At 63.2% G+C, this 24,361-nt stretch carries 23 protein-coding genes and 1 other RNA gene; 13 read left to right on the plus strand and 11 right to left on the minus strand.

Features of this window, described 5'->3' with window-relative positions; translation table 11 throughout:
- Window positions 1-91: 91 nt before the first annotated feature.
- The 7 genes from FHW96_RS02670 to FHW96_RS02700 all read left to right on the plus strand — a co-directional run bounded on the left by FHW96_RS02670 (window position 92) and on the right by FHW96_RS02700 (window position 5,605).
- Window positions 92-760: a TetR/AcrR family transcriptional regulator gene (locus FHW96_RS02670; RefSeq protein ID WP_172339023.1), complete on the plus strand. Its 669-nt coding sequence runs from the start codon at window positions 92-94 to the stop codon at window positions 758-760.
- Between the two features lie 69 nt (window positions 761-829).
- Window positions 830-2,047 carry an MFS transporter gene (locus FHW96_RS02675; protein ID WP_172339024.1) on the plus strand — a complete coding sequence of 406 codons (1,218 nt, stop codon included), beginning with the start codon at window positions 830-832 and terminating at the stop codon, window positions 2,045-2,047.
- Between the two features lie 163 nt (window positions 2,048-2,210).
- Window positions 2,211-3,335 carry an amine dehydrogenase large subunit gene (locus tag FHW96_RS02680; RefSeq protein ID WP_253950705.1) on the plus strand — a complete coding sequence of 375 codons (1,125 nt, stop codon included), beginning with the start codon at window positions 2,211-2,213 and terminating at the stop codon, window positions 3,333-3,335.
- Window positions 3,335-3,910: a MauE/DoxX family redox-associated membrane protein gene (locus FHW96_RS02685; protein ID WP_172339025.1), complete on the plus strand. Its 576-nt coding sequence runs from the start codon at window positions 3,335-3,337 to the stop codon at window positions 3,908-3,910. The genes FHW96_RS02680 and FHW96_RS02685 overlap by 1 nt, the downstream gene beginning before the upstream one ends.
- 4 nt (window positions 3,911-3,914) lie before the next feature.
- Window positions 3,915-4,514 (plus strand): methylamine utilization protein MauD, encoded by a 600-nt coding sequence (locus FHW96_RS02690; protein ID WP_172339026.1) that lies wholly within the window; start codon window positions 3,915-3,917, stop codon window positions 4,512-4,514.
- Window positions 4,515-4,547: 33 nt separating this feature from the next.
- Window positions 4,548-5,090 carry a methylamine dehydrogenase light chain gene (locus FHW96_RS02695; protein WP_172339027.1) on the plus strand — a complete coding sequence of 181 codons (543 nt, stop codon included), beginning with the start codon at window positions 4,548-4,550 and terminating at the stop codon, window positions 5,088-5,090.
- Between the two features lie 2 nt (window positions 5,091-5,092).
- On the plus strand, window positions 5,093-5,605 hold the full coding sequence (locus tag FHW96_RS02700; protein ID WP_172339028.1) for a cytochrome C: 513 nt from the start codon (window positions 5,093-5,095) through the stop codon (window positions 5,603-5,605).
- Window positions 5,606-5,822: 217 nt separating this feature from the next.
- Here the strand turns inward: FHW96_RS02700 and FHW96_RS02705 are convergent, their stop codons facing one another.
- The 4 genes from FHW96_RS02705 to FHW96_RS02720 form a co-directional block, all read right to left on the minus strand.
- The gene (locus FHW96_RS02705) at window positions 5,823-6,839 is read right to left on the minus strand and encodes an inorganic phosphate transporter (RefSeq protein WP_172339029.1); all 1,017 of its coding nucleotides are present in this window, start codon (window positions 6,837-6,839) and stop codon (window positions 5,823-5,825) included.
- A 15-nt stretch (window positions 6,840-6,854) separates the two neighbouring features.
- Window positions 6,855-7,997: a DUF47 family protein gene (locus tag FHW96_RS02710; RefSeq protein ID WP_172339030.1), complete on the minus strand. Its 1,143-nt coding sequence runs from the start codon at window positions 7,995-7,997 to the stop codon at window positions 6,855-6,857.
- Window positions 7,998-8,067: 70 nt separating this feature from the next.
- Window positions 8,068-8,445 (minus strand): winged helix-turn-helix domain-containing protein, encoded by a 378-nt coding sequence (locus FHW96_RS02715; RefSeq protein ID WP_172339031.1) that lies wholly within the window; start codon window positions 8,443-8,445, stop codon window positions 8,068-8,070.
- Window positions 8,446-8,482: 37 nt separating this feature from the next.
- A complete protein-coding gene (locus FHW96_RS02720) occupies window positions 8,483-10,057 on the minus strand; it encodes a CHAD domain-containing protein (protein ID WP_172339032.1) in 1,575 nt (524 codons plus the stop codon).
- Between the two features lie 147 nt (window positions 10,058-10,204).
- Between FHW96_RS02720 and FHW96_RS02725 the strand changes: the two genes are divergently transcribed.
- Window positions 10,205-11,752, plus strand: coding sequence for a bifunctional aminoglycoside phosphotransferase/ATP-binding protein (locus FHW96_RS02725; protein ID WP_172339033.1), 1,548 nt, complete (start codon window positions 10,205-10,207; stop codon window positions 11,750-11,752).
- A gap of 51 nt (window positions 11,753-11,803) precedes the next feature.
- The gene (locus FHW96_RS02730) at window positions 11,804-12,655 is read left to right on the plus strand and encodes a M48 family metallopeptidase (RefSeq protein ID WP_172339034.1); all 852 of its coding nucleotides are present in this window, start codon (window positions 11,804-11,806) and stop codon (window positions 12,653-12,655) included.
- A 12-nt stretch (window positions 12,656-12,667) separates the two neighbouring features.
- Here FHW96_RS02730 and FHW96_RS02735 read toward each other — a convergent pair whose 3' ends face one another.
- The 4 genes from FHW96_RS02735 to FHW96_RS02750 all read right to left on the minus strand — a co-directional run bounded on the left by FHW96_RS02735 (window position 12,668) and on the right by FHW96_RS02750 (window position 16,880).
- Entirely contained in the window at window positions 12,668-13,705 is a 1,038-nt protein-coding gene (locus FHW96_RS02735; RefSeq protein WP_172339035.1) for a sigma 54-interacting transcriptional regulator, read from the minus strand.
- 154 nt (window positions 13,706-13,859) lie between these two features.
- Entirely contained in the window at window positions 13,860-14,717 is an 858-nt protein-coding gene (locus tag FHW96_RS02740) for a hypothetical protein (protein ID WP_172339036.1), read from the minus strand.
- Window positions 14,718-14,827: 110 nt separating this feature from the next.
- Window positions 14,828-15,733 (minus strand): RNA polymerase sigma factor RpoH, encoded by a 906-nt coding sequence (gene rpoH, locus FHW96_RS02745; protein WP_172339037.1) that lies wholly within the window; start codon window positions 15,731-15,733, stop codon window positions 14,828-14,830.
- Window positions 15,734-15,779: 46 nt separating this feature from the next.
- On the minus strand, window positions 15,780-16,880 hold the full coding sequence (locus tag FHW96_RS02750) for an RluA family pseudouridine synthase (RefSeq protein ID WP_172339038.1): 1,101 nt from the start codon (window positions 16,878-16,880) through the stop codon (window positions 15,780-15,782).
- 16 nt (window positions 16,881-16,896) lie between these two features.
- Between FHW96_RS02750 and FHW96_RS02755 the strand changes: the two genes are divergently transcribed.
- From FHW96_RS02755 to FHW96_RS02765, 3 genes are all read left to right on the plus strand, one after another.
- Window positions 16,897-17,292 carry a M67 family metallopeptidase gene (locus FHW96_RS02755; RefSeq protein WP_172339039.1) on the plus strand — a complete coding sequence of 132 codons (396 nt, stop codon included), beginning with the start codon at window positions 16,897-16,899 and terminating at the stop codon, window positions 17,290-17,292.
- Window positions 17,293-17,360: 68 nt separating this feature from the next.
- Complete coding sequence (locus FHW96_RS02760; protein ID WP_172339040.1) at window positions 17,361-18,014, plus strand: histidine phosphotransferase family protein; 654 nt, start codon at window positions 17,361-17,363, stop codon at window positions 18,012-18,014.
- A gap of 22 nt (window positions 18,015-18,036) precedes the next feature.
- Window positions 18,037-18,774 carry an N-acetylmuramoyl-L-alanine amidase gene (locus FHW96_RS02765; protein ID WP_172339041.1) on the plus strand — a complete coding sequence of 246 codons (738 nt, stop codon included), beginning with the start codon at window positions 18,037-18,039 and terminating at the stop codon, window positions 18,772-18,774.
- A 361-nt stretch (window positions 18,775-19,135) separates the two neighbouring features.
- On the opposite strand, the gene FHW96_RS02770 is transcribed toward FHW96_RS02765, so the two are convergent.
- The gene (locus tag FHW96_RS02770; protein ID WP_172339042.1) at window positions 19,136-22,069 is read right to left on the minus strand and encodes a TonB-dependent siderophore receptor; all 2,934 of its coding nucleotides are present in this window, start codon (window positions 22,067-22,069) and stop codon (window positions 19,136-19,138) included.
- Window positions 22,070-22,378: 309 nt separating this feature from the next.
- Between FHW96_RS02770 and rnpB the strand changes: the two genes are divergently transcribed.
- Window positions 22,379-22,794: RNase P RNA component class A (gene rnpB, locus FHW96_RS02775), an RNA gene on the plus strand.
- 217 nt (window positions 22,795-23,011) lie between these two features.
- On the opposite strand, the gene infC is transcribed toward rnpB, so the two are convergent.
- Window positions 23,012-23,530 carry a translation initiation factor IF-3 gene (gene infC / locus FHW96_RS02780; RefSeq protein ID WP_168602223.1) on the minus strand — a complete coding sequence of 173 codons (519 nt, stop codon included), beginning with the start codon at window positions 23,528-23,530 and terminating at the stop codon, window positions 23,012-23,014.
- A gap of 131 nt (window positions 23,531-23,661) precedes the next feature.
- Window positions 23,662-24,348 (minus strand): ligase-associated DNA damage response endonuclease PdeM, encoded by a 687-nt coding sequence (gene pdeM, locus FHW96_RS02785; RefSeq protein ID WP_172339043.1) that lies wholly within the window; start codon window positions 24,346-24,348, stop codon window positions 23,662-23,664.
- Window positions 24,349-24,361: the final 13 nt, after the last annotated feature.

Raw genomic sequence — 24,361 nt, forward strand, 5'->3', positions numbered from 1 at the left:
GACGCGCTTCAAGATTTCGTCAAGCGGGGCGCCCGGGAAGGTTGCAAGACGGGCAAGCCGATGGCATGGCGCCCCAAGGAGAAGAAGCCCCATGGATCTATCGGAAGACATCGTCAGCACCGCGCGCCCCGGCACCTACTCGCGCGGGACAGAGACGGTGGACGCGATTTTGAAAGCAGCGCTTGGCGTGCTGATCGACGAGGGCGCGGCGGCCTTTACCATCCGGCGAATCGCGGCGGCCTGCGGGATGAAGGTGGGCAATGTCTCCTATCATTTCCCGCGCAAGGAAATGCTGGTTCAGGTGCTGCTCGATGAATTGCTGGCTTCCTATGAAAAGGTGCTGGAGGACCGGGTGCGCCAGCCCGACCTGACCACCGAGGAGCGGCTGCGGCTGCTGATCGTGATTTGCCTTGAGGATATTGCGGGCAAGCGGACCACGCGCCTGTTCACGGAACTGTGGGCGCTGGCCAATCACAATGATTTCATCGCCGACCGGGTGCGCGGTTTTTATCAGCGGGTACATGATTTCATTGGCGAATATGTCGCCGCGCTCAATCCCGCGCTCTCGGCGGACGAGGTGCGCACGGTGGCCATCTATATCAGCGCCAGCATGGAGGGCTCGACGCCGTTTCTGGGCTTTGAAAAGCCATGGGCCGACCGGATGCCAGCCTATACGTCAATTGCCGCCCATGCGCTTGTATCGCTTGCCAAAACGATCACTTCGCGAGAGATTGCCGGAATGACAAGCCAGACGGCCTGAGCCGTCGGCGCCTTCTGACGCAGGACACCGGTCCGTCGCGATGGTCGCGGCGGGCAAAGGGGGCTGTTTATGCGTCGGACTTTGCTTGCAGAGCAGGATGGCTGGGCATTGGGGCTGGGCTGGGGGCGTGCGCGTGGTTGCGCCTTGCCGGCGGCGGCGGTGCTGGGGTGTCTGCAACCGGCGATTGATCCGGTGTTCCTCACGCTGCTCTCGCTGGCCACGCCTTTGCGCGTCGCCGATCATGGCTGGGTGGTGGGCATGACCCAAAGCGCTTCGGCGTTGGCGGCAATGATGGTGTGGTGGCTGGGGCCAAGGATGCCGATGCGGGCTGTGATGGCGCTGGCGCTGGGTGCGATGGCGGCGGGTCTGCTGACGCCGCTGGCGCAGGGGTTGGCCGGATTGCTGGCGCTGCGCGGGATCTATGGGCTGGGGATGGGGGCCGTCTATGCCCGCGCGATGGGGGGCTTTGCCGCGGCGCGGCCCACGGGCGCCTATGCCATTGTCCTGCTTGTGCAATTGATGCTGGCCACGCTGCTCTCGCTGGCTCTGCCCGATCTGGCCGCAACGATTGGGGCGGGGCGGGCGCTGGGGCTGTTGGCGCTGGTGCCGCTGGCGGCGGCGGTGGCTTTGCGCTTTGCCCGCGAAGGGGGCGGCGCGCGCGTCATGCCGGTGGGTGATGGGGCCACGCCGCGCGCGGGCTGGGCGCTGGCGCTTGCCAATTTCTGGTTCATTTGCGCGACGATGATGGTGTGGAGCCTGTGCGGCGCACTGGCCGTGCAGGCCGGGCACAGCGAGGGGCTGATCGGGCGCGCGGTGGCGATCGGTTCGTTGGCGGGGGCGGCCACGGCGATTGCGGTGATGCGCGAGAGGTTGCGCGTGCCTTTGCCGGTCACGGCCTGTCTGGTGGGGGCGGCCCTACTGGCCCCGCTGGTGCTGACGCGGCCCGGCGCTGGGGCCGGTTTCGTGCTGGCGATGGTCCTGCTTAATGTCGGGTCCACCGCGATCATCATCCGCTGCTCGGGTCTGGCCAGCGCCTTGGGGTTGGGGCCGCGCTTCCGGGTCTTTGTGGCAGCCACGCATAATCTGGGGATGAGCGCGGGGCCCGCGCTGGGGTCGGGAATGCTCTGGGTGATGCCGGATGGGGGATTGCTGCTGGGCGCGGGGCTGGCGGTGCTGGCCGGGGTGGGCGCGGTTGTGATAGGCTGGCGTGGTTTACGCCATTGTGCGCATTGGCCATTGTCGCGCCCGGTTTTCGCACGATTGGGCCATCAGAAGGGGCTTGATTAATTCTGGACACTCGTCCAGCCTTGGCCGGTCTGAACGCATGATCGGTTCCGCAGGGGGTTGGACCAGCGCCCCGGCCTGTTTTTGCCGCCATTATGCCGCTTTCAAGGAGGGTTTCGGCCAGATGTCTCGCCACACTTCGCAAGCTTTCGCCCTTCGTGCCGCTATGATGCTGATCGGAACGGCGCTGGCTTCTTCTGGCGCGCAAGCCGCCGTGCCCACCGAGCCCGAAACCCCCAATGTCGCAACGCTTGCCTCGCCCAATCCGGGCTGGTTCTATGTGCGCGGCGGGTTTGATACGGCGGGCACCCAGATCGTGGACAGCGCCACCGGCAAAATGGTGGGCATGGTCGACACCAGCCGCACATCGGATATGGCGGTCGATCCGGCGGGCAAATTCTATTACGTTTCTGAAACGATCTGGAGCAAGGGCAACCGGGGGACGCGGCAGGACCTGCTGAGCATCTATGACGCCAACAGCTTGAAACTGCAGACCGAGGTGCCGTTTCCGGGCCGTCTGATCATTGGCGCGCAGGTCAATAATTTCGCGATCTCGCCCGATGGCAAGAGCGCCTATATCTTCAACCTGACGCCGGCCGCGTCGGTCAATATTGTTGATCTGGGCAAGCGCAAATTTGCTCGCAATGTCGAATTGCCGGGCTGCGCGGGGCTGATGCCGATTTCTGAAGGGTTGGTGTCGGTCTGTTCGGATGGCTCGCTGGCCTCGCTCAACCTGTCGGGCGGCAAGGCCGAGATCACCCGCAGTGCGCCTTTCTTTTCGGCCACCAATGACCCGGTGTTTGACGCCTATAACTATTCGGTCAAGCGCAAGGAGGCGGTGTTCCTCAGCTATACCGGGCTGATCTATATGGCGAAAATCGGACTGAAGCCCGAAGTCGCCGCGCCCTTTTCCATTCAGGCCGCCGCAGGTCTGCGTCCCGGTGATACCAAGCCGCTCGATGTCAACTGGCTGCCCGGTGGGCGGCAGTTGACCGCATGGCATCATGCCAGCAACCACCTCTATGTGCTGATGCATATGGGCGAATTCTGGACCCAGAAGGATGCGGGCGAGGAAATCTGGGACGTGGATCTGTCGGCCAAGAAGGTGGTCAAGCGCTTCCCGCTGGAGGATCACATCGACAATATCGAGGTGACGCAGGGGGAAAAGCCCAAGCTCTTCGTCAATACCGGCAAGAATGACGGCTACATCCTCGATCTGGCGACATGGACGCTGGGGCCGAAAATCGGCGCGATTGGCGGCGGCATTATCGCCACGGTCGAGGCGCCGTGATGGCTGCGCTTCTGGCGACATTGCTGACGGGCTTTGGCATCGGGGCGGGGTTGATCTTTGCCTTTGCCGGGCTGGGCCATTGGCGACATCGGCGCCTGCTGGTCGGGGTTGTCGGCAATTATCGCCTGTTGCTCGATGGGCTGATCGCTCCCGTGGCGGGGCTGTTGCCATGGGGCGAAATGGCGATTGGGCTGGCTCTGGTGATGGCGCCTTTTGCGGCGGGGGTTGGGCGCGCCGGTGCGCTGGCGGGTGGCGGTTTGCTGCTGCTGTTCGGCTGGGCGATGGCGGTCAATCTGCGGCGCGGACGCGGCTTTATCGATTGCGGCTGCGGCCATGCGGAATTGCGTCAACCGCTTAGCTGGATGCTGGTGGCGCGCAATCTGGTGCTGGCGCTGCCCTTGCTGGCTTTTGCCGCGCTTGGTCCGGTTTTGCCCGACGGCATGGCGCTGATCGCCGCGATGGTCGCGGGGCTGGCGGTATGGTTGGGCTATCATTTGTTCAATGCCTTGGCGGCGCTGCAATCCAGCCCGCTTTCGGCCAGTCTGCATCCCATTCGGCTTCCCACTCGGAGATAGAGCCATGATCCTTTCGCTGGTCATTTCACAGGTTGTTTCGTGGCTGGTCATTGCCGGGCTGGTGGTGGCGCTGCTGGCGCTGGCGCGGCAGGTGGGCGTTTTGCATATGCGCGTGGCGCCTGCCGGTGCGCTGACCACGGCGGGCGGGCCTGCGGTGGGTTCGGGCAGCCCGGTGATCGAGGCCAATGATCTGAACGGTCGCCATGTCCATATCGGCGGCCCGGCCAAGGACAAGCCGCTGCGCTTGCTGATGTTCGTGTCGGCCATGTGTCCTTTGTGCAAGGGGCTGATCCCGGTGGCCAAGAGCTTTGCCAAGGATGAGCGGCTCGACCTGACCTTCATCGGCGACGATGATGCGGCAACCCAGCGCAAGCTGATCGCGCAGCAGGGGCTGGAGGCCTATACTTTCGTCAATGGCCCGGATGTGGGTCAGGCCTTCGCCGTGGGCAAGCTGCCCTATGCGGTGCTGATGGATGCCGATGGGGTCGTGCTGTCCAAGGGGCTGGTGAACAGCCGCGAGCATCTTGAGAGCCTGATTATCGCTCATGAGATGGGCGTGAAGAGCGTGCAGGACTATATCGCTTCGCTCAAGGTCGTCGGCTGAAGGCTTTTTTCATTTTTCTACGGGGGTTTGCCGATGAAACTGTTCAATCCCGATGCCGCCGCCGAAAAGCTGCTGCGCCGCTTTGCCGGGGGCACATCGCGCCGGGGGATGCTGGCGCGCCTTGGCGGGGCGCTGGTGGCCGCGCCTGTGTTCCCGCTGCTGCCCGTCAGCCGCGCCGGGGCCGCCAAGCCCGACCGCAGCCCGGAGGCCAAGACCGCCTTTGCCCGCAAGGCGCAGACGGTCGATGACACCAAATGCGATTACTGGCGCTATTGCGCGATCGACGGGGCGCTGTGCTCATGCTGCGGCGGGGGCATCCACACCTGCCCGCCGGGCGCGGAATCCTCGCCGGTGTCATGGGTCGGCACCTGTATGAACCCCGAGGACGGCAAGGCCTATATGATCGCCTATCGCGATTGCTGCGGCAAGCCGATGTGCACCCAGTGCATGTGCGACAATCAGGACCGCGAAACGCCGCTCTATGTGCCGCAGCTCAACAATAACATCATCTGGTGTTTCGGCACGCAGAGCATGGAATATCACTGCTCGACCGCGGTGATGGTGGGGCCGGCCTGAGGATGAAAGTAGCGCGGTGGATCGGGGCCGGCGCTTTGCTGACGCTGCCTTGGCTGGCGGCGTCGGTGTCGGCGCAGGCTGATCCGGCAAAGGGCATCAGCGATCCTGACCTCGCACGGTCCGATTTTATCGAGCATTGTGGCGGGTGCCATGGGCCGGACGGGCGCTCGGCGCCTGCCGCTTTGCCTGAATTGCGGGGTAGGGTGGGCTGGCTGATGTGTACACCCGCCTCGCGTGCCTATCTGCTGCGCCTGCCCAATATCGCGCATAGCCGGATCACCGATAATGCCGAGCTGGCCGATATGCTCAATTATATGGTGTTCGTGGTGGGCGGGGATAGCGCCCCTGTGGGCACCCGGCCTTTTACCGCCGAGGAAGTAACCCGCGAAAGGGGGCATCCTTTGGTCTCAGGGTCCCTGACAGCCGAGCGGGCGCAGCATGTGGGCGAGGCGATCCGGCAGTGTCATGCGCCGGTTTCGCTGCGGCTGAACTATCCTGGCGAGAAGAAGGGGTAGGGTTTTGCCTCCGGCGGGCAAAGGGACTTGTTCCCTTGCAATCCTGTTAATGGAGGCGCGCTTCGGCTCGTAGGGCTGGCTTACTTTGCGATATGATAAAGCCTGCGGCGCTTTGATTGGCGCCGCAGCTTTGAAATTTTTTACATTACGTCCGACACGAAATGCCGAACCTGATCAGTATAGGGAGCGCGAGGGTCTGGACCCTCGCATAGACCCCTTAAAGCGCCCGGTCGATCAGCACCGCGATTTCATAGAAGGCCGCGCCCACCAGAGCTGCGGCCGGAATGGTCACCAACCATGCCACAACCAGACGCTGCGCCACGCCCCAGCGCACCGCGCTGGTCCGCTTGGCAGCACCCACGCCCATGATGCAGCCGGTGATTGTGTGCGTCGTCGAAACCGGGATACCGAAAGCGGTGGCGCCGAACAGCAGCAGCGAACCGCCCATCGAGGCGCAGAAGCCCTGATGATGCGACAGCTTGGTGATGCGGCTGCCCATGGTTTCGATGATTTTCCACCCGCCCGACAGCGTGCCAAGGCCCATGGCGACATAGCAGCCGATCACGACCCAGCCCGGCACCGCAAAGTCGCCCTTGAGCAGACCCTGCGAATAGAGCAGCACCGTGATGATGCCCATGGTCTTTTGCGCGTCATTGGCGCCGTGGCCCAGCGAATAGGCCGCCGCCGAGACGATATGCAGCTTCTTGAACACGCCTTCCGCGCTCTTGGCGGTGGCCTTCATGAAGATCCACGAGGTGATCATCATCAGCATCATCGCCGCCATCATGCCCAGCAAAGGCGCCAGCGCGATGAAGGAGGTGGTCTTGATGATGCCCGACCATACGACGGCATGGGTGCCCGCATGCATCACGCCCGAGCCGACCAGCCCGCCCACCAGCGCATGGCTGGATGACGAGGGGATGCCTTTAATCCATGTGAACACATTCCAGACCATCGCGCCCACCAGGGCGCCGAAGATGACATGGGGGGTGACCACATCCTTGTCGATGATGCCCTTGCCCACCGTTTCGGCCACTTTCAACCCGAACAGCCAATAGGCGGCAAAGTTGAAGAAGGCGGCGAAAAGCACCGCCTGCACCGGCGTCAACAGCTTGGTCGAAACCACCGTTGCGATGGAATTGGCTGCGTCATGCAGGCCGTTGATAAAGTCGAATGCCAGCGCCAGCGCCACAAGGGCGATGATCAAGGGCAGGGCCACGATAACATGGTCCATGATCTGTTCGCCCCCTTAGGCGTGGTCGATCACGAGACCGTCGATCTCGTTGGCGACGTCCTCGAAACGGTCCACCACCTTTTCGAGGTGAATGTAGATTTCGCGCTGGATAAAGAAAGTCAGCGGATCGGCCTTGCCATAAAGCTTGAAGGTCTTCTTCAGGCCCTTGGCGTGGATTTCGTCCGAATGGCCTTCCATTTCGACGATGCGCCCGGTCAGCTCGTGCAGGCGGGCGGCATTGCCGTGAATGTCGCGCAGCAGCGGCATCGCTTCGGCCAGCAGGCGCGAGCAATCGACGATGATCGCGGCCATGTCGCGCATTTCCTGCTCGAATTCGGTCACTTCATACAGGCTGACCGCGCCGGCGGTCTGCTGCATCTGGTCGATCGAATCGTCCATCGAACCGATCAGGCTGGTGATCGCGCTGCGGTCGAACGGGGTCAGGAACGTCTTGCGCACCGTGGTGAGCACTTCGCGCGTGATATTGTCGGCTTCTTCCTCGCGCTCGACAATCTCGCGGATATGCTGATTCATGCCCGAACCGCCTTGAAGCAGGCGGGCCAAAGCGTCGCTGCCCGCGGTCAGCGTGGCAACATGGGCTTCAAACAGCGCGAAGAAATTGCCCTGCTTGGGGAGCAGCGCCTGAAACCAGTGAAACATTCGAACAGTTTCCCTCATCAGTGCCAGACTGCGGCCCACGATTGGCTTGCCGGACGAATCGGCAAAGTCGGATGGCCGAAACCGGACCATCAGTGCGCGCAGTTCTGGCTCATCAACAAGGTCCGCCGCCGTTGCCAGCGGGAACCATTGCCGCGTCCGCTGCCCTGCTTCGGGCCATTCGTCAAGTTCGGTTGTTACAGCCAACGGAAAAACCCTCACGTCCACAAGGAGTGAGGCGCCCGATTTTAACTGCTTGCGATAGCGGTAATCGCCCAGAGGAGTGGGACAAACCGCGCCTTCCAGCCCTGCTTCCTCATACGCTTCCTGCGCAGCGGCGGCATGGGCGGACAGACCCTTCATCGCATTGCCTTTGGGCAAAACCCAACGTCCGGTCCCCCGCGAGGTAACCATAAGGACCTCAACAGGCGAATCGGGCGAATCACCAACGCGTCGATAGGGCAGGCTGGCGATCTGACGAATTGTCACTATCCTTGTCATGAAAATGAAACAATAGGGAATTTGCTGGCTGTCATTTTAACCCGCAAACCTTGCCATACACAAGCGATCCCTATTGGTGTTCGCGCGGGATGGGCAAAAGCTGGGCCTTCAGGCTTTGCCATTCCGCCCCGTTTTCCACCATCGCGGCGCCGCTTTGCAGGGCGCGATAGGCGTCCAGCACCTTGCGCCCGGCAACGCTGAGCCGCGCGCCCGAACGCGCCGCGCCATTGGGCATGGTTTCCACCAAAGGCGAGGCCCAGCACCGGTTCATCGCATCGACCAGCAGCCATGCCCGGCGATAGCTCATGTCCATGGCCCGCCCGGCGGCCGAAATCGACCCGGTGGCATCAATCGCCTCAAGCAGATCGGCTTTGCCCGGCCCCATGGCGATTTCATCCCCGCTCATCACCCGGATCGCGATTTTCAGGCGCAGGCTGGTATCGCTCATGACTCTCCCTTTTATCCTTCCTGCCCCGGCTAGCGCCTTACAGCGCTTCCCACCAGCCTGCATGGGCCTTTTCCAGACCCAGCCCATCGCGGGCCCGATCAATTGCCTGCGCGCGCGCCGCAGCGTGCAGGGCCATGGCCGCGTCGAGCTGCGATTGCAACGTCAGCGCCTCGCCGCGCGGCATGTCGAGCAGGCGTGCAATGGCCACGCCCGCCTGCATCGCGCTGGCCTGATCCTGTATCCGGCCCAGCGCTTCCTGCACCTGCTCCAGTGCATCCTGATGCGCGCGCGCGGTCCGGCTTTTGTCCAGCGGCTGAAAGAATCCCGCCGAATAGCGCAGCTTTTTCAAATCCTTGCGCAGGTCATGCAGGTCCCGGTCGCTCATCCCGGCCAGACGTTTGCGCATCCCCCGGATCGCGCCGCGCTGGCGCTCGATCATGGTGGCGGCCAAAGGTTCTACCGCTGCCCCGGCCAGCGGCGAAGCCAGATAGGCGCCTTCTTCCAGCCAGAGTGCGAGTTGCAGCCAGAGTCGCTGAAACCGGGGTTGGCCCAACCCCTCGCGTGCGGCCTGAGTTGCGATGGTCTGCGCGCGCAGCAGCGCTTCGGGCGGATGTTTGATCCCCTGCGCCAACACATAGAGATCGCGCGCCGGGGCCAGCAGTATCGCGGCCTCGCGCAATTCCTGCCGCCATTCCCGCGCCCGCGGATCACCCGTCAGCAGATCTTTGCCAAACAGCGAAAGCGCCGCGCGCAGCCGCCGGATCGCCACCCGCAACTGATGGATCGCCCCTGCATCGCCCCGCGTGATCACCAGCCCCAGATTGCCCACCGCATGGGCCAGCGCATTCCACCCGATCGTCTGAACGGCGCGGCCCGCGCTCATGCCCCGCGTCAGGGCCACCGGGGCGGCGGATACGGCCTGCGGTGCGCGCCCCTTGGCCAGCGCCTGCGCCCGGTGCGCCTTGGTGCGGATCGACCAGCCCAGATCCGGCCCCAGCGGCAATTCCAGCGCCAGTCGCAAAAGGTCCGCCAACCGCCCTTCGCATAATTCCAGCTCGATTTCGGCAATCGGCTGACTGGGACGTTCACCAGCACGGATCTCGCCCGTGTCAAAGGCGACCTCGATCAAAGCCTTGTCCCGCCGCAGCAGTCTCGTTTCACGCTCCACGATCAGCTCGGCATAAGGCACAAGATGCGCGCCCTGCCGCATCTGATCCAGCGCCAGCGCCGCCGGGGCCGGAAAGGCGGCCGGGTCGGGGGCCTGCGCATCGGCATGCAAGGGCTGGTTCCATTCGCTGCGCTGCATCTGGCTCTTGCGGCCCAGCGCGATTTTCAGCGTCTGTTCGCAGCCCTTCGCCCGCCGCCTGACGCGCAGACTGGCCTTGCCCGCCGCCAGCGCGCCGTCCAGCGTGTCGAAATAGGTTGTACGCAGGCTTTCGCATTGGCTTTCGCCCTGCAAGGCGGGATGTCGGCGCAAGGCTTTGAGCATGGCCTCGCCGGTGGCCAGCTTGATCTCCACCTCTTCGGGCCCAGAATCAGACAGCGCATCGGGCGCGGGCTTTCGCAAGGTTGTGTCGACAGCGCCAGTCTCGTTTATGCGCGTCTGGTTCATGCGTGGCTTTCTTCGCTGGGCGGGGCCATAAGGCGGTTTCCATAGCATCGCGCGCGCGGCTGATCCAGCCAGCCTTGTTGACGAGGCGCAACATGCGCCATGATCTGATATGCAATAGATTGAGCAGAAGGCATAAAGGCGCATCCCATGGCCATGGATCACAGCGAGCAGGACCAGAGCGTGACCATCGCCTTTCTCTCCGCGCCCGGCGTCGAGCGGATCGACACCCATGGGGCGATGATCTTCCTTGGCCCCGACACAGTCTATAAGCTCAAGCGCGCGGTTGATCTGGGCTATCTCGATTTCTCCACGCTGGCCCTGCGTGAGGCGGCGTGCCGGGCCGAACTGGTGCTCAACCGACGCACGGCGCCCGACCTCTATTGCGGGCTGCGCGCGATCCGGCGTGGGGCGGACGGGGCGCCGGGCTGGGATGGGGCAGGCGAGGTGATCGACTGGGTGGTCGTCATGCGCCGCTTTCCCGCGCAGGACCTGTTGACGCAGGTGGCCGCGCGTGGGGCGCTGACCCAGCCGATGCTCCATGCTCTGGCCGATGGCGTGGCCGATTTTCATGGCAAGGCGCAGATCCTGCCCGACGCCGATGGGGCGGCTCGGATGCGGGAGGTGATTATCGGCAACGCCCGCTCCTTTGCCGCCATCGCCCCCGATCTGCTGCCCGCGGGCAAGGTCGCTGATTTGCAGGCGCGAAGCCTTGAGGCTCTGGCCCAGGTGGCCGATCTGCTCGACGTCCGGGCGCGGGCGGGCAAGGTGCGCCATGGGCACGGCGATCTCCATCTGGCCAATATATGCCTGTGGCAGGGGCGGCCCGTGCCTTTCGACTGCCTTGAATTCAGCGCCGAACTGGCGACGACTGACCTGCTTTATGATCTGGCTTTTCTGCTGATGGATCTGTGGCACAAGGGCTATGCCCAAGCCGCCAATCTCATCGCCAATCGCTATGCTGATCGGATGGGCGAGGAGGATGGCTGGCCCGCGCTGCCGCTGTTCCTGTCGGTGCGCGCGGCGATCCGGGCGCATGTGGGGGCGGCCACGGCGGTGCGGTTGAGCGGCGCGGCGCGCGCGGACAAGGCGGGCGAGGCGCTTGCTTATCTCGATGCGGCGCTGAAATTTTTGCGGCCCGGCGCGGTGGGGCTGATCGCGGTGGGCGGGCTGTCGGGCACGGGCAAATCGACGTTGGCCGGGGCGCTGGCGCACAGGATCGGCGCGGCGCCGGGTGCGCGCTGGCTGCGTTCCGATGTGATCCGCAAGAGTTTGGCGGGCGTGGCCCCCGAAGATCGCCTGCCGGGCGAAACCTATACAAGAGAGGCCAGCGCGCTGGTCTATGCCGCGATGGTTGATCGGGCCGGGGCGATGCTGTGCCGGGGATGGCCGGTGGTGGCCGATGCGGTCTTTGCCGCGCCGGACGAACGCGCGGCCATCGCGCAGGCGGCCCGTGCGGCGGATGCGCCCTTTCTCGGTCTTTGGCTGACGGCCGATGGCGCGACGATGCAGCAAAGGGTTACGGCGCGGCGGGGCGATGCTTCGGATGCCGATGCCGCCGTGGTGGCGCGCCAGATGGCCTATAATTGCGGCGATCTGTCGGATTGGCGCGTCCTTGCGGCGGATGGTTCGCGCGATGCGGTGGTCGCGGCCGCACTCGATGCGGCACAGGGCCTGTTCATCTTGCAAAAGTCATAAGGCGCACCAGATCACGTTGCGGCGCGGCTTGCGTCAAATGGAGTGAGGAAGATGAAGAAGTCTGCCCTGTGGCTTTTGGCCCCTGTGGCCCTGATGATGGTGTCGGCGCCGGTGATGGCGGCCGAACCAAGCGTGCGCGATGTCTATGCCACCGCCCGCGCGGGGCAGGTGGACAAGGCCGTGACCATGATGGACGAGGTGCTCAAGGCTCACCCGAACAGCGCCAAGGCCCATTACGTTCAGGCCGAATTGCTGGCCAAGCAGGGCAAGACCGCCGATGCGCGGGCGCAACTGGCGCAGGCGGAAAAGCTGGCGCCGGGTCTGCCGGGCATCCAGCCGCAATCGGTGGCCGCGCTCAAGTCGCAGCTTAATGGCGGATCGGTGGGAAACGGCGCGGTCACGCGCAGTGAGGCGCCCCAGCCTGCGCAATCGCGCGGGATCTCGTGGGTCGGCATCGTACTGATCGGCGCGCTGGTGTTTGGCGTACTGGCCTTTTTCCGCCGCCGCAGCCGTCAGGCCGAGGTCTATAATGCGCCCTATGGTGCGCAGGGCGGGCAGGGTTTTGGAGGCCCCGGCTATGGCGGCCCCGGTTATGGCAATCAGGGCTATGGCGGCGGTTATCCGCAGCCCGGCTATCCTCCGCAGCAGGGCGGCGGCATGGGCTCCTCGATCCTTGGTGGTTTGGCCACGGGCGCGGCGGCGGGCGCGGGTTTTGCCGCCGGTGAGAAGATCATCGACGGCATGTTCGGCGATCATAAGGACGAACAGCGCCGCCCGTTGCGCGAGGACAATTCGGGCTGGGATTCGGGCAATTCCAATCAGGACATGGGCGGCAATGACTTTGGCATTTCCGACGACAGTTCCTGGGATTCCTCGGATGACGGCAATGGCGGGGACTGGTAACCCCGCCTGACATCAGGCGCTGCGCTGGGCGTCGTTCCAGCGTTCGCGCTTGCGATAAAGCGTCGATGGGCTGACCCCCAGAATGCGCGCGGCCCCCGGCAGGCTGCCATGTGCGGCCTGAATGGCCCCCTCGATCGCCAGTCTTTCGATCTGATCCAGTGTCAACCCGGCCAGCGCTTCGAACAAAGCCTCGTGGCTGGTTTCGGCGGAGGCGGGCCGCTGGGCCGGGGCTTCGACCGTTTGCGGGGTCTGGCCCAAGGGCGCGGGCGGCACGGCGGGCAGCGCGCGCAACGGCAGGTCCGGCCCGTCGAACAATAGGACGGCGCGGCGGATCACATTCTGCAATTCCTGAAGATTGCCCGGCCACGCATAGGCTTCGAGCGCTGCAATGTGATCCGGGCCAAGGGGATCGAATTTCTTGCCCTGTTCGCGGGCAAAGCGGCGCAGGAAACTTTGCGCCAACGCCTCGATATCGCCGCCGCGTTCGCGCAAGGGCGGCAGTTCGAGCGGCACCACCGCCAGACGGTAATAGAGATCCTCGCGGAATTTGCCCGAGGCCAGTTCGTTCAGCATCGGGCGGCTGCTCGAACAGATCAGACGAACATCAACCAGCGTGCGCCCCGCCATGCCGCTTTGCAAAAAGCGCAGCAGGCGCCCCTGAAGCGGCAGGGGCAGCACGCTGACCTCATCAAGAAACAAGGTGCCGCGATCAGCCGCGCGCAGTGCGAAGGGGGGGGCGGCAGGCGAGCTTTCGGACGGGTCACCAAAGATCCGCCGCTCGATCAGCTCGGGCGGCATGGCATTGCAGGACACCGTGACAAAGGGCGCGGCCGAGCGGGGCGATGCGCGATGGATGGCTTCGGCGCAGGCCTCCTTGCCGGTGCCGGTTTCGCCCGAAATAAAGATATTGGCCCGGCTTGCGGCCAGATATTTGATCTGGGAATAGACCTCGCGCATGGCCGGGGAGGCCCCGATCAGCCCATGCAGGCCCGAGGTGAAAGACACATCGGAAAGGTTTTCGCCATGCGAGGGGGGCGTCTCGACAGCCATGGAGTTGATCCTTGCCAGAATAAGCGGCGCAGGAATTATCCTAACGCCACACCTAGTAAGAATGCATAGTAACGGCAATATTCCTAAGAAATTACAAAGCCCGTCATCAAATCAACATATTAAATAGGACAAGGGGGCAGATTTTTTGGCCGGATTAGCCTGCCAGCGCTTTTGCGTGGGATAATCCGGTGGCCGATTCGGAAATCGGGAACCACGGCTCCAGCGCGAATTCGTGCAGCATGGCGTTGGCCCATTGCCATTCGGTCTCGCCGGGGGCGCGGCGCGGATGGATAAGGCGAGTCAGCAAGGGACGCCCGTCGGGTGGGCGATCGGTGGGCGAACGCTCGACAAAGGCCTGATGAAAGTCGGCCTGGGGCGCCTCGCATCCCATGATTTGCGCCACATTGCGACGCGCGGCATCCAGCGGCGAAGGATAACGCACCACATGCAGGCGAGATGGCGCGATGCGCGACAGCAAAAACGCATGGGCCACGCACCATGTCAGCACGTAACGCTGAAACGGGCTGCGCGCGCGGGCGATCAGCCGAGGCAATTGTGGAAAAGCTGCCAGCAGCACCTCATCGCGCGCCAGCATCTCAACCTGGCTGAACCATACCCAATCGGAAAGCGCGCATTTCGACGCAGCCACTTCGCAAGGGTGGCGCAGGATCACCACCGGGCGGAGCCAGGGTAGCAATTCGATCATGCGCGGCGCGACCATCAGGGCAAAGACATCGCGGATGATTAGCCCGCCATCGGCGCGTCGGTCACTCTCGCCAAAACGGGCGGTGCGGTGATGGCCCGCCCGGATCGCCTCGAACAAGGGCACCAGCTTGTTTTCAATCACCGGGTCGCAAGGCAGAGGCAATTGCGCCTCATCGCTCAGCGTCGGGGTGAAAAGCGGGTGAACAGGCTCATGTTCGATATGGCAGGGGCGCGCCGAGGCCAACAGGCGCGAAAACCACGTGCTGCCACTGCGACCGTCAGAAATCAGCCAGATTGCCTCGTCCATCTTCACTCCCCGCGTTCGGAGAGCAGTTTGGGCAGGTGATGATTCGCGGCAAGATCGTTAACCGGACCTGTGCCGGAATGGGGCGGAAAGCATCCCGCCCCGGTGCTGCATCAGGCCGCAGCCACCAGCATCCTTTCACGCGCGATGGACTGCATCGCCTTTTGCAGCTTTTCAAAGGCGCGCACCTCGATCTGGCGCACACGTTCGCGGCTGACATTATAGGTCTGGCTCAGTTCTTCGAGCGTCTTGGGATCGTCGGTCAGGCGCCGTTCGAAGAGGATCGCACGCTCGCGCTCGTTCAAACTTTCCATCGCCTCGGCCAGCAGCGCGTGGCGCCATTGGGCCTCCTCGGCATTGGCGACGGTTTCGTCCTGCAACGGGCCCTGATCGGCCAGCATGTCCTGCCACTGGCCCTCGCCATCCTCGTTGAAGGACACGTTGAGCGAAGCATCGCCGCCCATCATCATCCGGCGGTTCATGTTGACCACCTCGGCCTCGGACACGCCAAGGTCGGTGGCGATCTTCTTCACATCGTCAGGGTGAAGGTCGGTGTCCTCAAAGGCGTCGATGTTCTTCTTCATCCGACGCAGGTTGAAGAACAGCTTCTTTTGCGCCGCCGTGGTGCCCATCTTCACAAGGCTCCACGAACGCAGGATAAACTCCTGCATGCTGGCCTTGATCCACCACATCGCATAGGTGGCCAGACGGAAACCGCGGTCGGGTTCGAATTTCTTGACGCCCTGCATCAACCCGATGTTGCCTTCGGAAATCAGCTCGCTCATCGGCAGGCCATAGCCGCGATAGCCCATCGCGATCTTCGCCACGAGGCGCAGGTGGCTGGTGACCAGTTGGCGCGCGGCATCAGGATCCTGATGCTCGGCATAGCGCTTGGCCAGCATATATTCCTGTTCCGCCGTCAGCACGGGGAACTTGCGGATTTGCGACATATAGCGGTTCAGCCCGTCCTCGCCGGAGGCAAGCGCCGGGACGGCGGGCAGATTGCTGTCTTGGGTCATAGCAGTCATCGTCCTTCAACTTGTCAGCACGCGCATTGACGGACCCTTAACAGGCATCCCTCGGCGGCGGCCACGGTTGGCCCTCCTTGCTGCCCGGCCCAATGGCACCGGATAGCAGGGAAGAGACCGGCTGGTCGGCATCAGAACCGCCCAACCGGCATAAAAGTTCCCGCATGTCAGCGGGCAACTGGCTGGCGAAACGGAGAGTTTCGCCAGAAACCGGATGCGTAAAACCGAGAACCGCAGCATGCAACGCCTGCCGCGCAAAGCCAAGCTCTGCCAGGATTGGTTTTTGCGATTTCTGTGATCGGGCATAAACCGGATCGCCCAGCAAGGCGTGGCCGATCGAGGCCATATGCACGCGCACCTGATGCGTGCGCCCGGTTTCGAGTCGGCATTCGACCAGCGCGGCGCGATCCAGCGACTCGAGCAGGCGGAAATGTGTGACGGCATGTTTGCCGCGCTTTGGGCCTGTGTCATCGCCCTCTATGGTATCGCCGCCCGGTTTGATAAGGGTTTCAGGCATCAGGGCCATCCGCTTGCGGTCGGTGGGGTGGCGGGCGATCACGCCGCGCAGCGTCCCGCGCGGCGGATTGGGAATGCCCTGCGTCAGCGCCAGATAGGCGCGTTCGATCGAGTGGTCGGCAAATTGCCGCGCAAGACCTTCATGCGCGATGTCCGATTTGGCCACCACCAGCAGGCCCGATGTGTCCTTGTCGATCCGGTGGACGATGCCTGGGCGCGCCACCCCGCCAATGCCCGACAACTGCCCCGCGCAATGATGCAGCAGCGCATTGACCAGCGTACCGTCGGGATTGCCGGCCGCCGGATGAACGACAAGGCCCGCTGGCTTGTCCACCACGATCAGATGGTCATCCTCGTAAACCACGTCGAGCGGAATATCCTGCGCCACCGCGTCCAGGCGCGCGGTTTCGGGCAGGGCGATGATGAATTGCGCGCCCGCGGCCACTTTCATCGAGGCCTGCGACACTGCGCGGCCATCGATGGTTACCCGGCCTTCGCCGATCAGCGCCTTGATTCGCTCGCGCGAGAGCGCTGCCCCTGCCGGGCAGCTTTCCGCCAGCGCGCGGTCCAGCCGACCGCCGCCTGAAATTGCCCCTTGTACGATGCTTTCCCCCATGCTCATTCTTTTGCAAATGGGCATGGAAATTCACTTGGCAAGGGGAATAATCGCCGCGATCCGCGAAGAGTCCGTCCGGGCGCACCCGGATGAGGCCTGCGGATTGCTGTTGGGGTGGGGCCAAAATGTGGCGCAAATCCGCCCCTGCGCCAATGTCGCGCCCGATCCTTCGCGCCATTTTGAGATTGATCCGGCGGCCCTTATCGCGGCCTTTCGCGCCGAAAGGGCGGGGGAAGAGCAGGTGCTGGGCTATTACCATTCCCACCCCACCGGCCTTGCCACGCCCAGCAAAACCGATGCCGCCATGGCCGCGCGCGATGGCCGGATCTGGGCGATTTGTGGCGGCAAAACGGTCAGTTGGTGGCGCGATGGGGCCAATGGATTTGAAGTGCTTTTCACACGCGAAGATGAGGGTTAAGGGAAGCGTAAGGGCGCCCTGCGACAAACAGGCGCAACCATCAGGCGCCATCCGGGAAAATGCACAAAATGTCCGATACCATCGACCGTACGATTGCCCTTGAACTTGCCAGCCTGCTCTGTTCGCGCCTGTGTCACGATATGCTCAGCCCGGTGGGCGCGCTGTCGAACGGGCTGGAACTGCTGGCCGAGGAAAAAGATCCGGCGATGCGCGAGCGCTGTTTCGAACTGCTCGAACAATCGGCGCGGGTCAGCGCGAACAAGCTGAAATTCTACCGTCTGGCCTTTGGCGCGGCGGGGGGCTTTGGCGACCTGATTCCCGTGGCCGAACCGCGCGGGCTGATCGAGGCTTTGCTGGCGGGCAAGGATCGGGTGGCGGTCAATTTCGCGCTGGGCAATGATATGCTGCCCAAATCGGCGGTGAAAACGCTGCTCAACTTTGCATTGATCGCGATTGATGGGCTGGTGCGCGGCGGCACGATCGACATTGCCGCCGAGGTGCGCGACGGCGCCGCCGAAATCGTCGTGCGCGCGGCGGGGCCGCGCATCGCCTTCGATCCGGCCATCGGGCTGGCGCTGGACGGCAAATTGGCGCCGGGCGAATTGTCAAGCAAGACCGCGCCTGCGGCCATGCTTCAGGTGATGGCGGCGGGTCTTGGCGGCAGCGTGCAATATGCGCTGAGCGAGGAAGCGCTGGTGATGGGCGCGGTCATTCCGGCCTGATGGCATTGGGGGAGAAGCTGGCATGAACGAACTGGTTCACCGCGAATGCCTCTCGCCCAATTGCAATGAGCGAAAATTGCCGATCAGCATGGTCGTGCTGCATTACACAGGCATGCAGACCATGCAGGAGGCGCTCGACCGTCTGTGCGATCCGGCCGCTGAGGTTTCGGCCCATTACCTGATCGACGAGGATGGCACCGTCATCCGCCTTGTGCCCGAGGAAAAGCGGGCGTGGCATGCGGGGCGATCCTATTGGCGCGGAATCACCGACGTCAACTCGGCCAGCATCGGCATCGAGATCGTCAACCCCGGCCACGAATTCGGCTATCGCCCCTTTACCGAGGCGCAGATGGAATCGTTGATTCCGCTCCTTTCCAGCATCATGGCGCGGCATAATATCGAACCGGCCAATGTGGTGGGCCATTCCGATGTTGCCCCCGCGCGCAAACAGGATCCGGGCGAGTTGTTCGACTGGGAATTGCTCGCGCGCTATGGGCTGGCGCTGCCCACGCCGCATCCGCGCATCCGGCTGCTGCATGAAAATCCGGGGGCGTTTTATTTGTCCCTCGAACGCTTCGGCTATGAAGTCACCGATGGCCGGGCCGCTGTCGCCGCCTTTCAGCGCCGGTTCCGCCCGCGCATCGTCGATGGCGAACTGGACGGCGAGGTGGGGGCTTTGCTCTTCGAATTGCTGATCGCGCGTGATGCATCGGAGGGCGAGGATTGGAAGGAATGCGGGGAGGAGGACTTTCCCTATTAACAGGGGAAGGTTTGCCTCCGGCGGGCAAAGGGCGGGGGCCCTTTGCAATCCCGATACTGTCATCGTTGCGCCATGGGATTGGCCTTGGGCGAAGGACGCGGCGTTTGAATTTTGAGGCCTGCGGCGCCGATCAGCACAAGGTTGCCGCGCCGCAAGCTTTCAAACCATCCGGAAAAATCACCCCCACAAATCCGGCACCACCCAATTCATGGGATTGCAAAGGGCCCCCGCCCTTTGCCCGCCGGAGGCATACTTCCCCCCTAAAAACAAAAAAGGCGCCGCCCCCGCAATGGAAAGGCAGCGCCCAATTGCTCATCCGCAGGCCGGAAAGAGCCAAAGCCCTTTCCGGCCCACGCGATGTTTACATCTTGATGTTCACGCCCGCGCGGAATTCGCGGCCCACCAGACCGGCATAGTGCCAGGTGGTGAGGAAGTTCGGCGCGCTGGAGTAGGCGGCCGGGGCCACCGGAGCCTTGGCGTCGAACAGGTTCTTCACAATGCCATAGACGGTCATGCGATCGTTGATCTTGAGCGTCGCGTTGAAGTCATTGTTGATGAACGGGCTGACATAGCAGAAGTTGTTGCCGGTCTTGTAGAGGTTCTGCGAGCAGCTGGTGTCCGTGCTGGCCTGGTCGGCAGCCGTTTCCTTGATGCGGCCCACATAGTAGGTCGTCAGGCTGAGCGAGAGCTGACCGATTTCCAGCGTGTTCTGCCAGTTGCCGCGGATGCGCGGCGTGCCGTTGCCCGACGACAGGTCGTAGGGGCCAAAGGTGCCGGCATAACGCTGGAGCACACCGGCATTGTTCAGGTCATAACGAATGACATAAGTGGCTTCCAGACGGCTGGTCCACTTGATGTTGCGCGGCAGATTGACCTTGGCCGTGGCCGAGAAATCAAGGCCCGAGGTGACCGAGTAGTTCGCGTTCACATAGGGCACGTTGATGATCAGCACGCGCGGCAGGGCGTCGGGATAGAGCGGGTCGACAGAGTCAACCGAGTTCACCGAATAGCCCGGCCCAACAGCGGCCACGGCGGCCTGAGCAGCGGCCAGATTGGTGGCGCTGAAATAGGCGTCCACAGCCTTACCGGCCAGCGGGCCCGAAACGATCAGGTTCGACTTCTTGATGTTGTAATAGTCAGCCGTGAAGCTGAGCCAACGCGTCGGCTGGGCGATCATGCCCAACGTAAAGCTGCGCGAGTTTTCCGGCTTGAGGTTGGGGTTGCCAACCGAGCCACGGCCCAGATTATAGACGTTGTTATAGGAATTGTTGGCCGCGGCGCCGCCGTGCTGGTCAACAAAACCGGCGGGCGGGGTCGTCGAAACGAAACCGGCATACTGGCTGCGCGGACCCGATTCGGCAAAGGTCGGGGCACGGAAGCCTTCCGAGTAGGTGCCGCGGAAGGCCAGCGCCTTGATCGGGGTGAACTTCACGCCAACTTTGGGCGAGAACTTCGAATAGCCTTCCGAATAATGGTCGAAACGGCCCGAGAAGTTGGTGTCGAGCATGCGCGAGATCGGCGCATCGACTTCGAAATAGGCCGCCGACACGGTGTGCTGGCCATAGGCCGAAGCCGTGGTCAGGCCATAGGTGTCGAGCGCCACATTCTGGTTGCGGTTTTCCAGTTTTTCAGCGCGGATCTGGCCGCCGATGGCCAGCTGCGCCTTGCCGCCGGGCAGTTCGAACAGCGAGCGCGTCATCGAAGCGTCAACGCCATACATTTCCGAATAGGACGGCGTGGTCCGGTCCGGGGCGATGAAGTTGCGCACAGCCGCCGAATTGGCCGACGGATTGGCGAAATTATACGACCCGGTGTTGATGGCCTTCATCAGGTTGGCGATGTTGAGCAGGCCGTGCTGGGTCAGCTTCAGGTTGTCGCGGGCATAGACGCCCTCAACGCGCCAGTCGGTGCTTTCGCCAATCTTGCCGTTCAGGCCCGAGGTGAAGCGATACACGTCATTGGTGCGCTCGCTGCCCGCCGGAATGTCGCCGAACATGTAATAGATGCGGGCCGCGCCATTGGTCGGATCATTGGCATAGGCCGAAGCATAGGGGTTGTTCGTCGTGTTGAGCTGACGATCCGCCGCCGTGGCGCAGTTCACGCCCGAGGAGCAGACGTAGACGGGCAGCACGATGCCGGGGCTGGACGAGGCCAGCGTGGGCGAGCCGCCGAAGGGCTGGGTGGCGCGAATGGCCGAAGGCGTGCCATTGATCGACACATAGCTGTGGCTCCAGCTGCCGGTGATATAGCCTTCGATGCTGTCCGAGACGCGGAAGCTGAGGCGGCCGTTGATCGAGTAGCGTTCCTGCAGCGGGGCGATCTGGCGATACTGGTTGACCAGATCGTATTTGCAGCCGGTGCCGTTTGAGGCAGTGAAGGTGCCGCCCGCGCAATTGGCAAGGCCAAGCGCGGTATATTGCGCCGTCTTGCCGTCGGATGCATTAATGCCGCCCGAAAGCGGGTTGTTCAGATCGCTCTGCGAGGTGCGCACGACATAGGCGGTGGGCACGTTGCGGGTCATCGAGGAGTCGTCGGCGTTCTTGTCGAGGCCGCCGATCGAGAGCAGATCCTGGGTGTTGTAGGGGAAGCCGCGGCTCGCGTTCGATATGCGGCCGTTGTATTGGTATTCGCCGTTGACGTAGAAATTCCAGCCCTCGTTCTGATAGTCGCCAAAGCCGACCGTGGCGCTCAGGCGGCTGTAGCGGCCATCGCCGCGCTCGGAGATGCCGCTTTCGGCATTGCCGGCCACGCCGTTGAACTGCTTCTTCAGCTTGAGGTTGACCACGCCGCCGATCGCATCCGCGCCATAGCTCGACGAAGCGCCGTCCTTGAGCACTTCGATCTTGTCGATCAGGCTGAAGGGGATCGAATTGAGGTCGACATAGGCATTGTGGCCGTCATCGTTCAGCGGGAAATTGGCCGAACGCAGGCCATCGACCAGCACGAGGGTCGAGGAAACGCCCAGACCGCGCAGCGACACGGCCGAACCGCCCGCCGAGAAGCCCGACTGGAAGCCCGAACCGATCGAACCGGCGCCGTCGGCCGAAATCGAGCGAATCGCGTCCGAGGCGGTGGTGATACCGGCCTTAATCAACGATTCAGAGGTCAGCACGGTGACCGGCGAAGGCGTTTCGGTGTTGGTGCGGCGGAACAGCGTGCCGGTGACGACGATGGTTTCCGGTTCGCTGGCAGTGGCCTGCGCAAAGGCCGGGGCCGAGGCGAGCGTGGTGACAAGCGAGAGCGCTGCAACACCATGGCGCAGCCACGCGCCACGAAGGTGCTTGTGGTTATTCATAACTGGATTGTCCCCCTGAAAGCGCCTGTGGGAAGAGCCCGCACCGGCACTTTACTTACAGTGATGAAAGTCTATTGGGGGGTGGGCCGCGACATGCAATCGCGTTTTGACATATTCATCCAAAATTCAGCAACAGTGTGACGCAGTTGCAACATAAGTGTAATGTGATGGTTTCTGAATATATCGAGCGCGCGGCGTATGGTGTCAGGCCTGCCATGGCATCGTGGGCAAGCCTTGCCTTGATGCAGCGCAAAAATCGTCGCCTTAATCGCTTTTCTCCCCTGCCAAAGCCTGCTAGCGGTCCGCGCGTCAGGGGGCGGGGCAGCCGCGTCAGGGTTCAACTCTGCCGAGGAAAGTCCGGGCTCCACGAAACGAGGGTGGCGGGTAACGCCCGCCGGGGGGAAGGCTTTTGGCCGACCTTCAAGGGAAAGTGCCACAGAGAGCAAACCGCCGAACGGATGCAAATCCCAAGGTAAGGGTGAAAGGGTGCGGTAAGAGCGCACCGCGATTCTGGCGACAGAATCGGCAAGGCAAACCCCACCCGGAGCAAGACCGAATAGGGGCAACGCGTCCGCAAGGACAGGCGGGTTTCGCGCCAGTTGCCCGGGTTGGTTGCTGGAGCGCACTGGCAACAGGGCGCCGAGAGGAATGGCTGCCGCTGGCCGCCGCGTCCGCAAGGATACGAGCGGCCTTCACAGAACCCGGCTTACAGGCCCCCTGACATTTTCGATTTTGTGCGGTCCCAGCCCCGCTCCCGGCGCTGCAAGCTTCGGGCGGATGCCTGAGGTGCGGCCCCGCAGCAGATCCTCTGCAGGCAAAGAAAAAGGCGCCGGAACCGCCCGGATCGCTCCTTGGGGTTCCAGCGCCTCTTCGTAGATCCTGCCGGTCAGCCTGTTTGGCCGGAAATGGCCGCCAAACCAGCGAGGCAGGGTCTTTGTAGCCTTATTTGGGCGAAAGCACCATCAGCATCTGACGGCCTTCCATGCGCGGATAGGCTTCGACCTTGGCCAGTTCGGCCGCATCTTCCTGCACGCGCTTGAGCAGGTTCATGCCCAACTGCTGGTGCGAAAGTTCGCGACCGCGGAAGCGCAACGTCACCTTCACCTTGTCACCTTCGCCGATGAACTTGTGAATGGCGCGCATCTTCACGTCATAGTCGTGATCGTCGATATTGGGACGCATCTTGATCTCTTTGATCTCCTGCGTCTTTTGCGACTTGCGGGCCAGGTTGGCCTTTTTCTGCGCCTCATAGCGGAACTTGCCCACGTCGAGGAATTTGCAGACCGGCGGGTCGGCGTTGGGCGACACTTCGACAAGGTCAAGCCCAAGTTCGAACGCACGCTCGATCGCTTCGCGCGTGTACAGGATGCCGAGGTTTTCGCCCTCGTCATCGATCACGCGCACCTTGGGCACGTTAATCATCTCGTTGTAGCGAGGCCCGCTTTTGACGGGGGGCGCCATGCTGCGCCGGGGAGGGGGGGCTATAATCTACTCTCCATAGAACATTTCTGGATGAGCGCCTTTAGATCGAAACACACATGCATGAAAGCGCAATTTCGCCACAGGTGAGGCAAAATCGCGAAACTTGTGTCTCAGGCGGTCCAGACGGGCATGATGACGGCTTTTGCCGCCGCGCACAAGATCGCCTCGGCGCGTTTTGCGGGCCGCATAGCGGCGATCAGCGCCGGGTCGGCGGCATCCATCCCCCCGGTCAACGCGCCAAATGCGGGCAAAATCAGCCGATTCTCGCTGCGCAGCGCACAGGGACGGCTGATCGCGCGTCCGCGTACCCGCAGCCGCAATTTGGGATGGTAATGGCCTGAGATCTCCGGCCCTGCTTCTTCGGCCAGAGCCTCGTGACGCAAGGCGATGCCGTTCAGCGTCATCTCCTCGACCACATCGCCCGTCATTTCTGCGGCCAGCCCCGCATCGTGATTGCCCACGATCCATACCACATCGAGTCGCCGCGCCAGATCGCCCAGCATCCGGGCCGCTTCCGGCTCCATGCGTGCCGGGCCGCCGTCATCGTGGAAATTGTCGCCAAGGCACAATATCCGCCGCGCGCCCGTCATCGCCGCCGCCGCGTTCAACCGCTCCAACGTTTCGCGGCTGTCATAGGGGGGCAGCATCTGGCCGGTCTGGGCATACCAACTGGCCTTTTCCAGATGCAGGTCGGCCACCAGCAGCGCCTGCTGCGCGGGCCAATAGACCGCGCGGCTGTCCGAGATCAGCCATTCCTGATCGGCAAAGGAAAAAGGGGCAAACTGCATCGCGGCCATCCGGCCCCCTTGC

It is taken from the genome of Novosphingobium sp. SG751A, from assembly GCF_013149295.1.
GTDB lineage: Bacteria > Pseudomonadota > Alphaproteobacteria > Sphingomonadales > Sphingomonadaceae > Novosphingobium.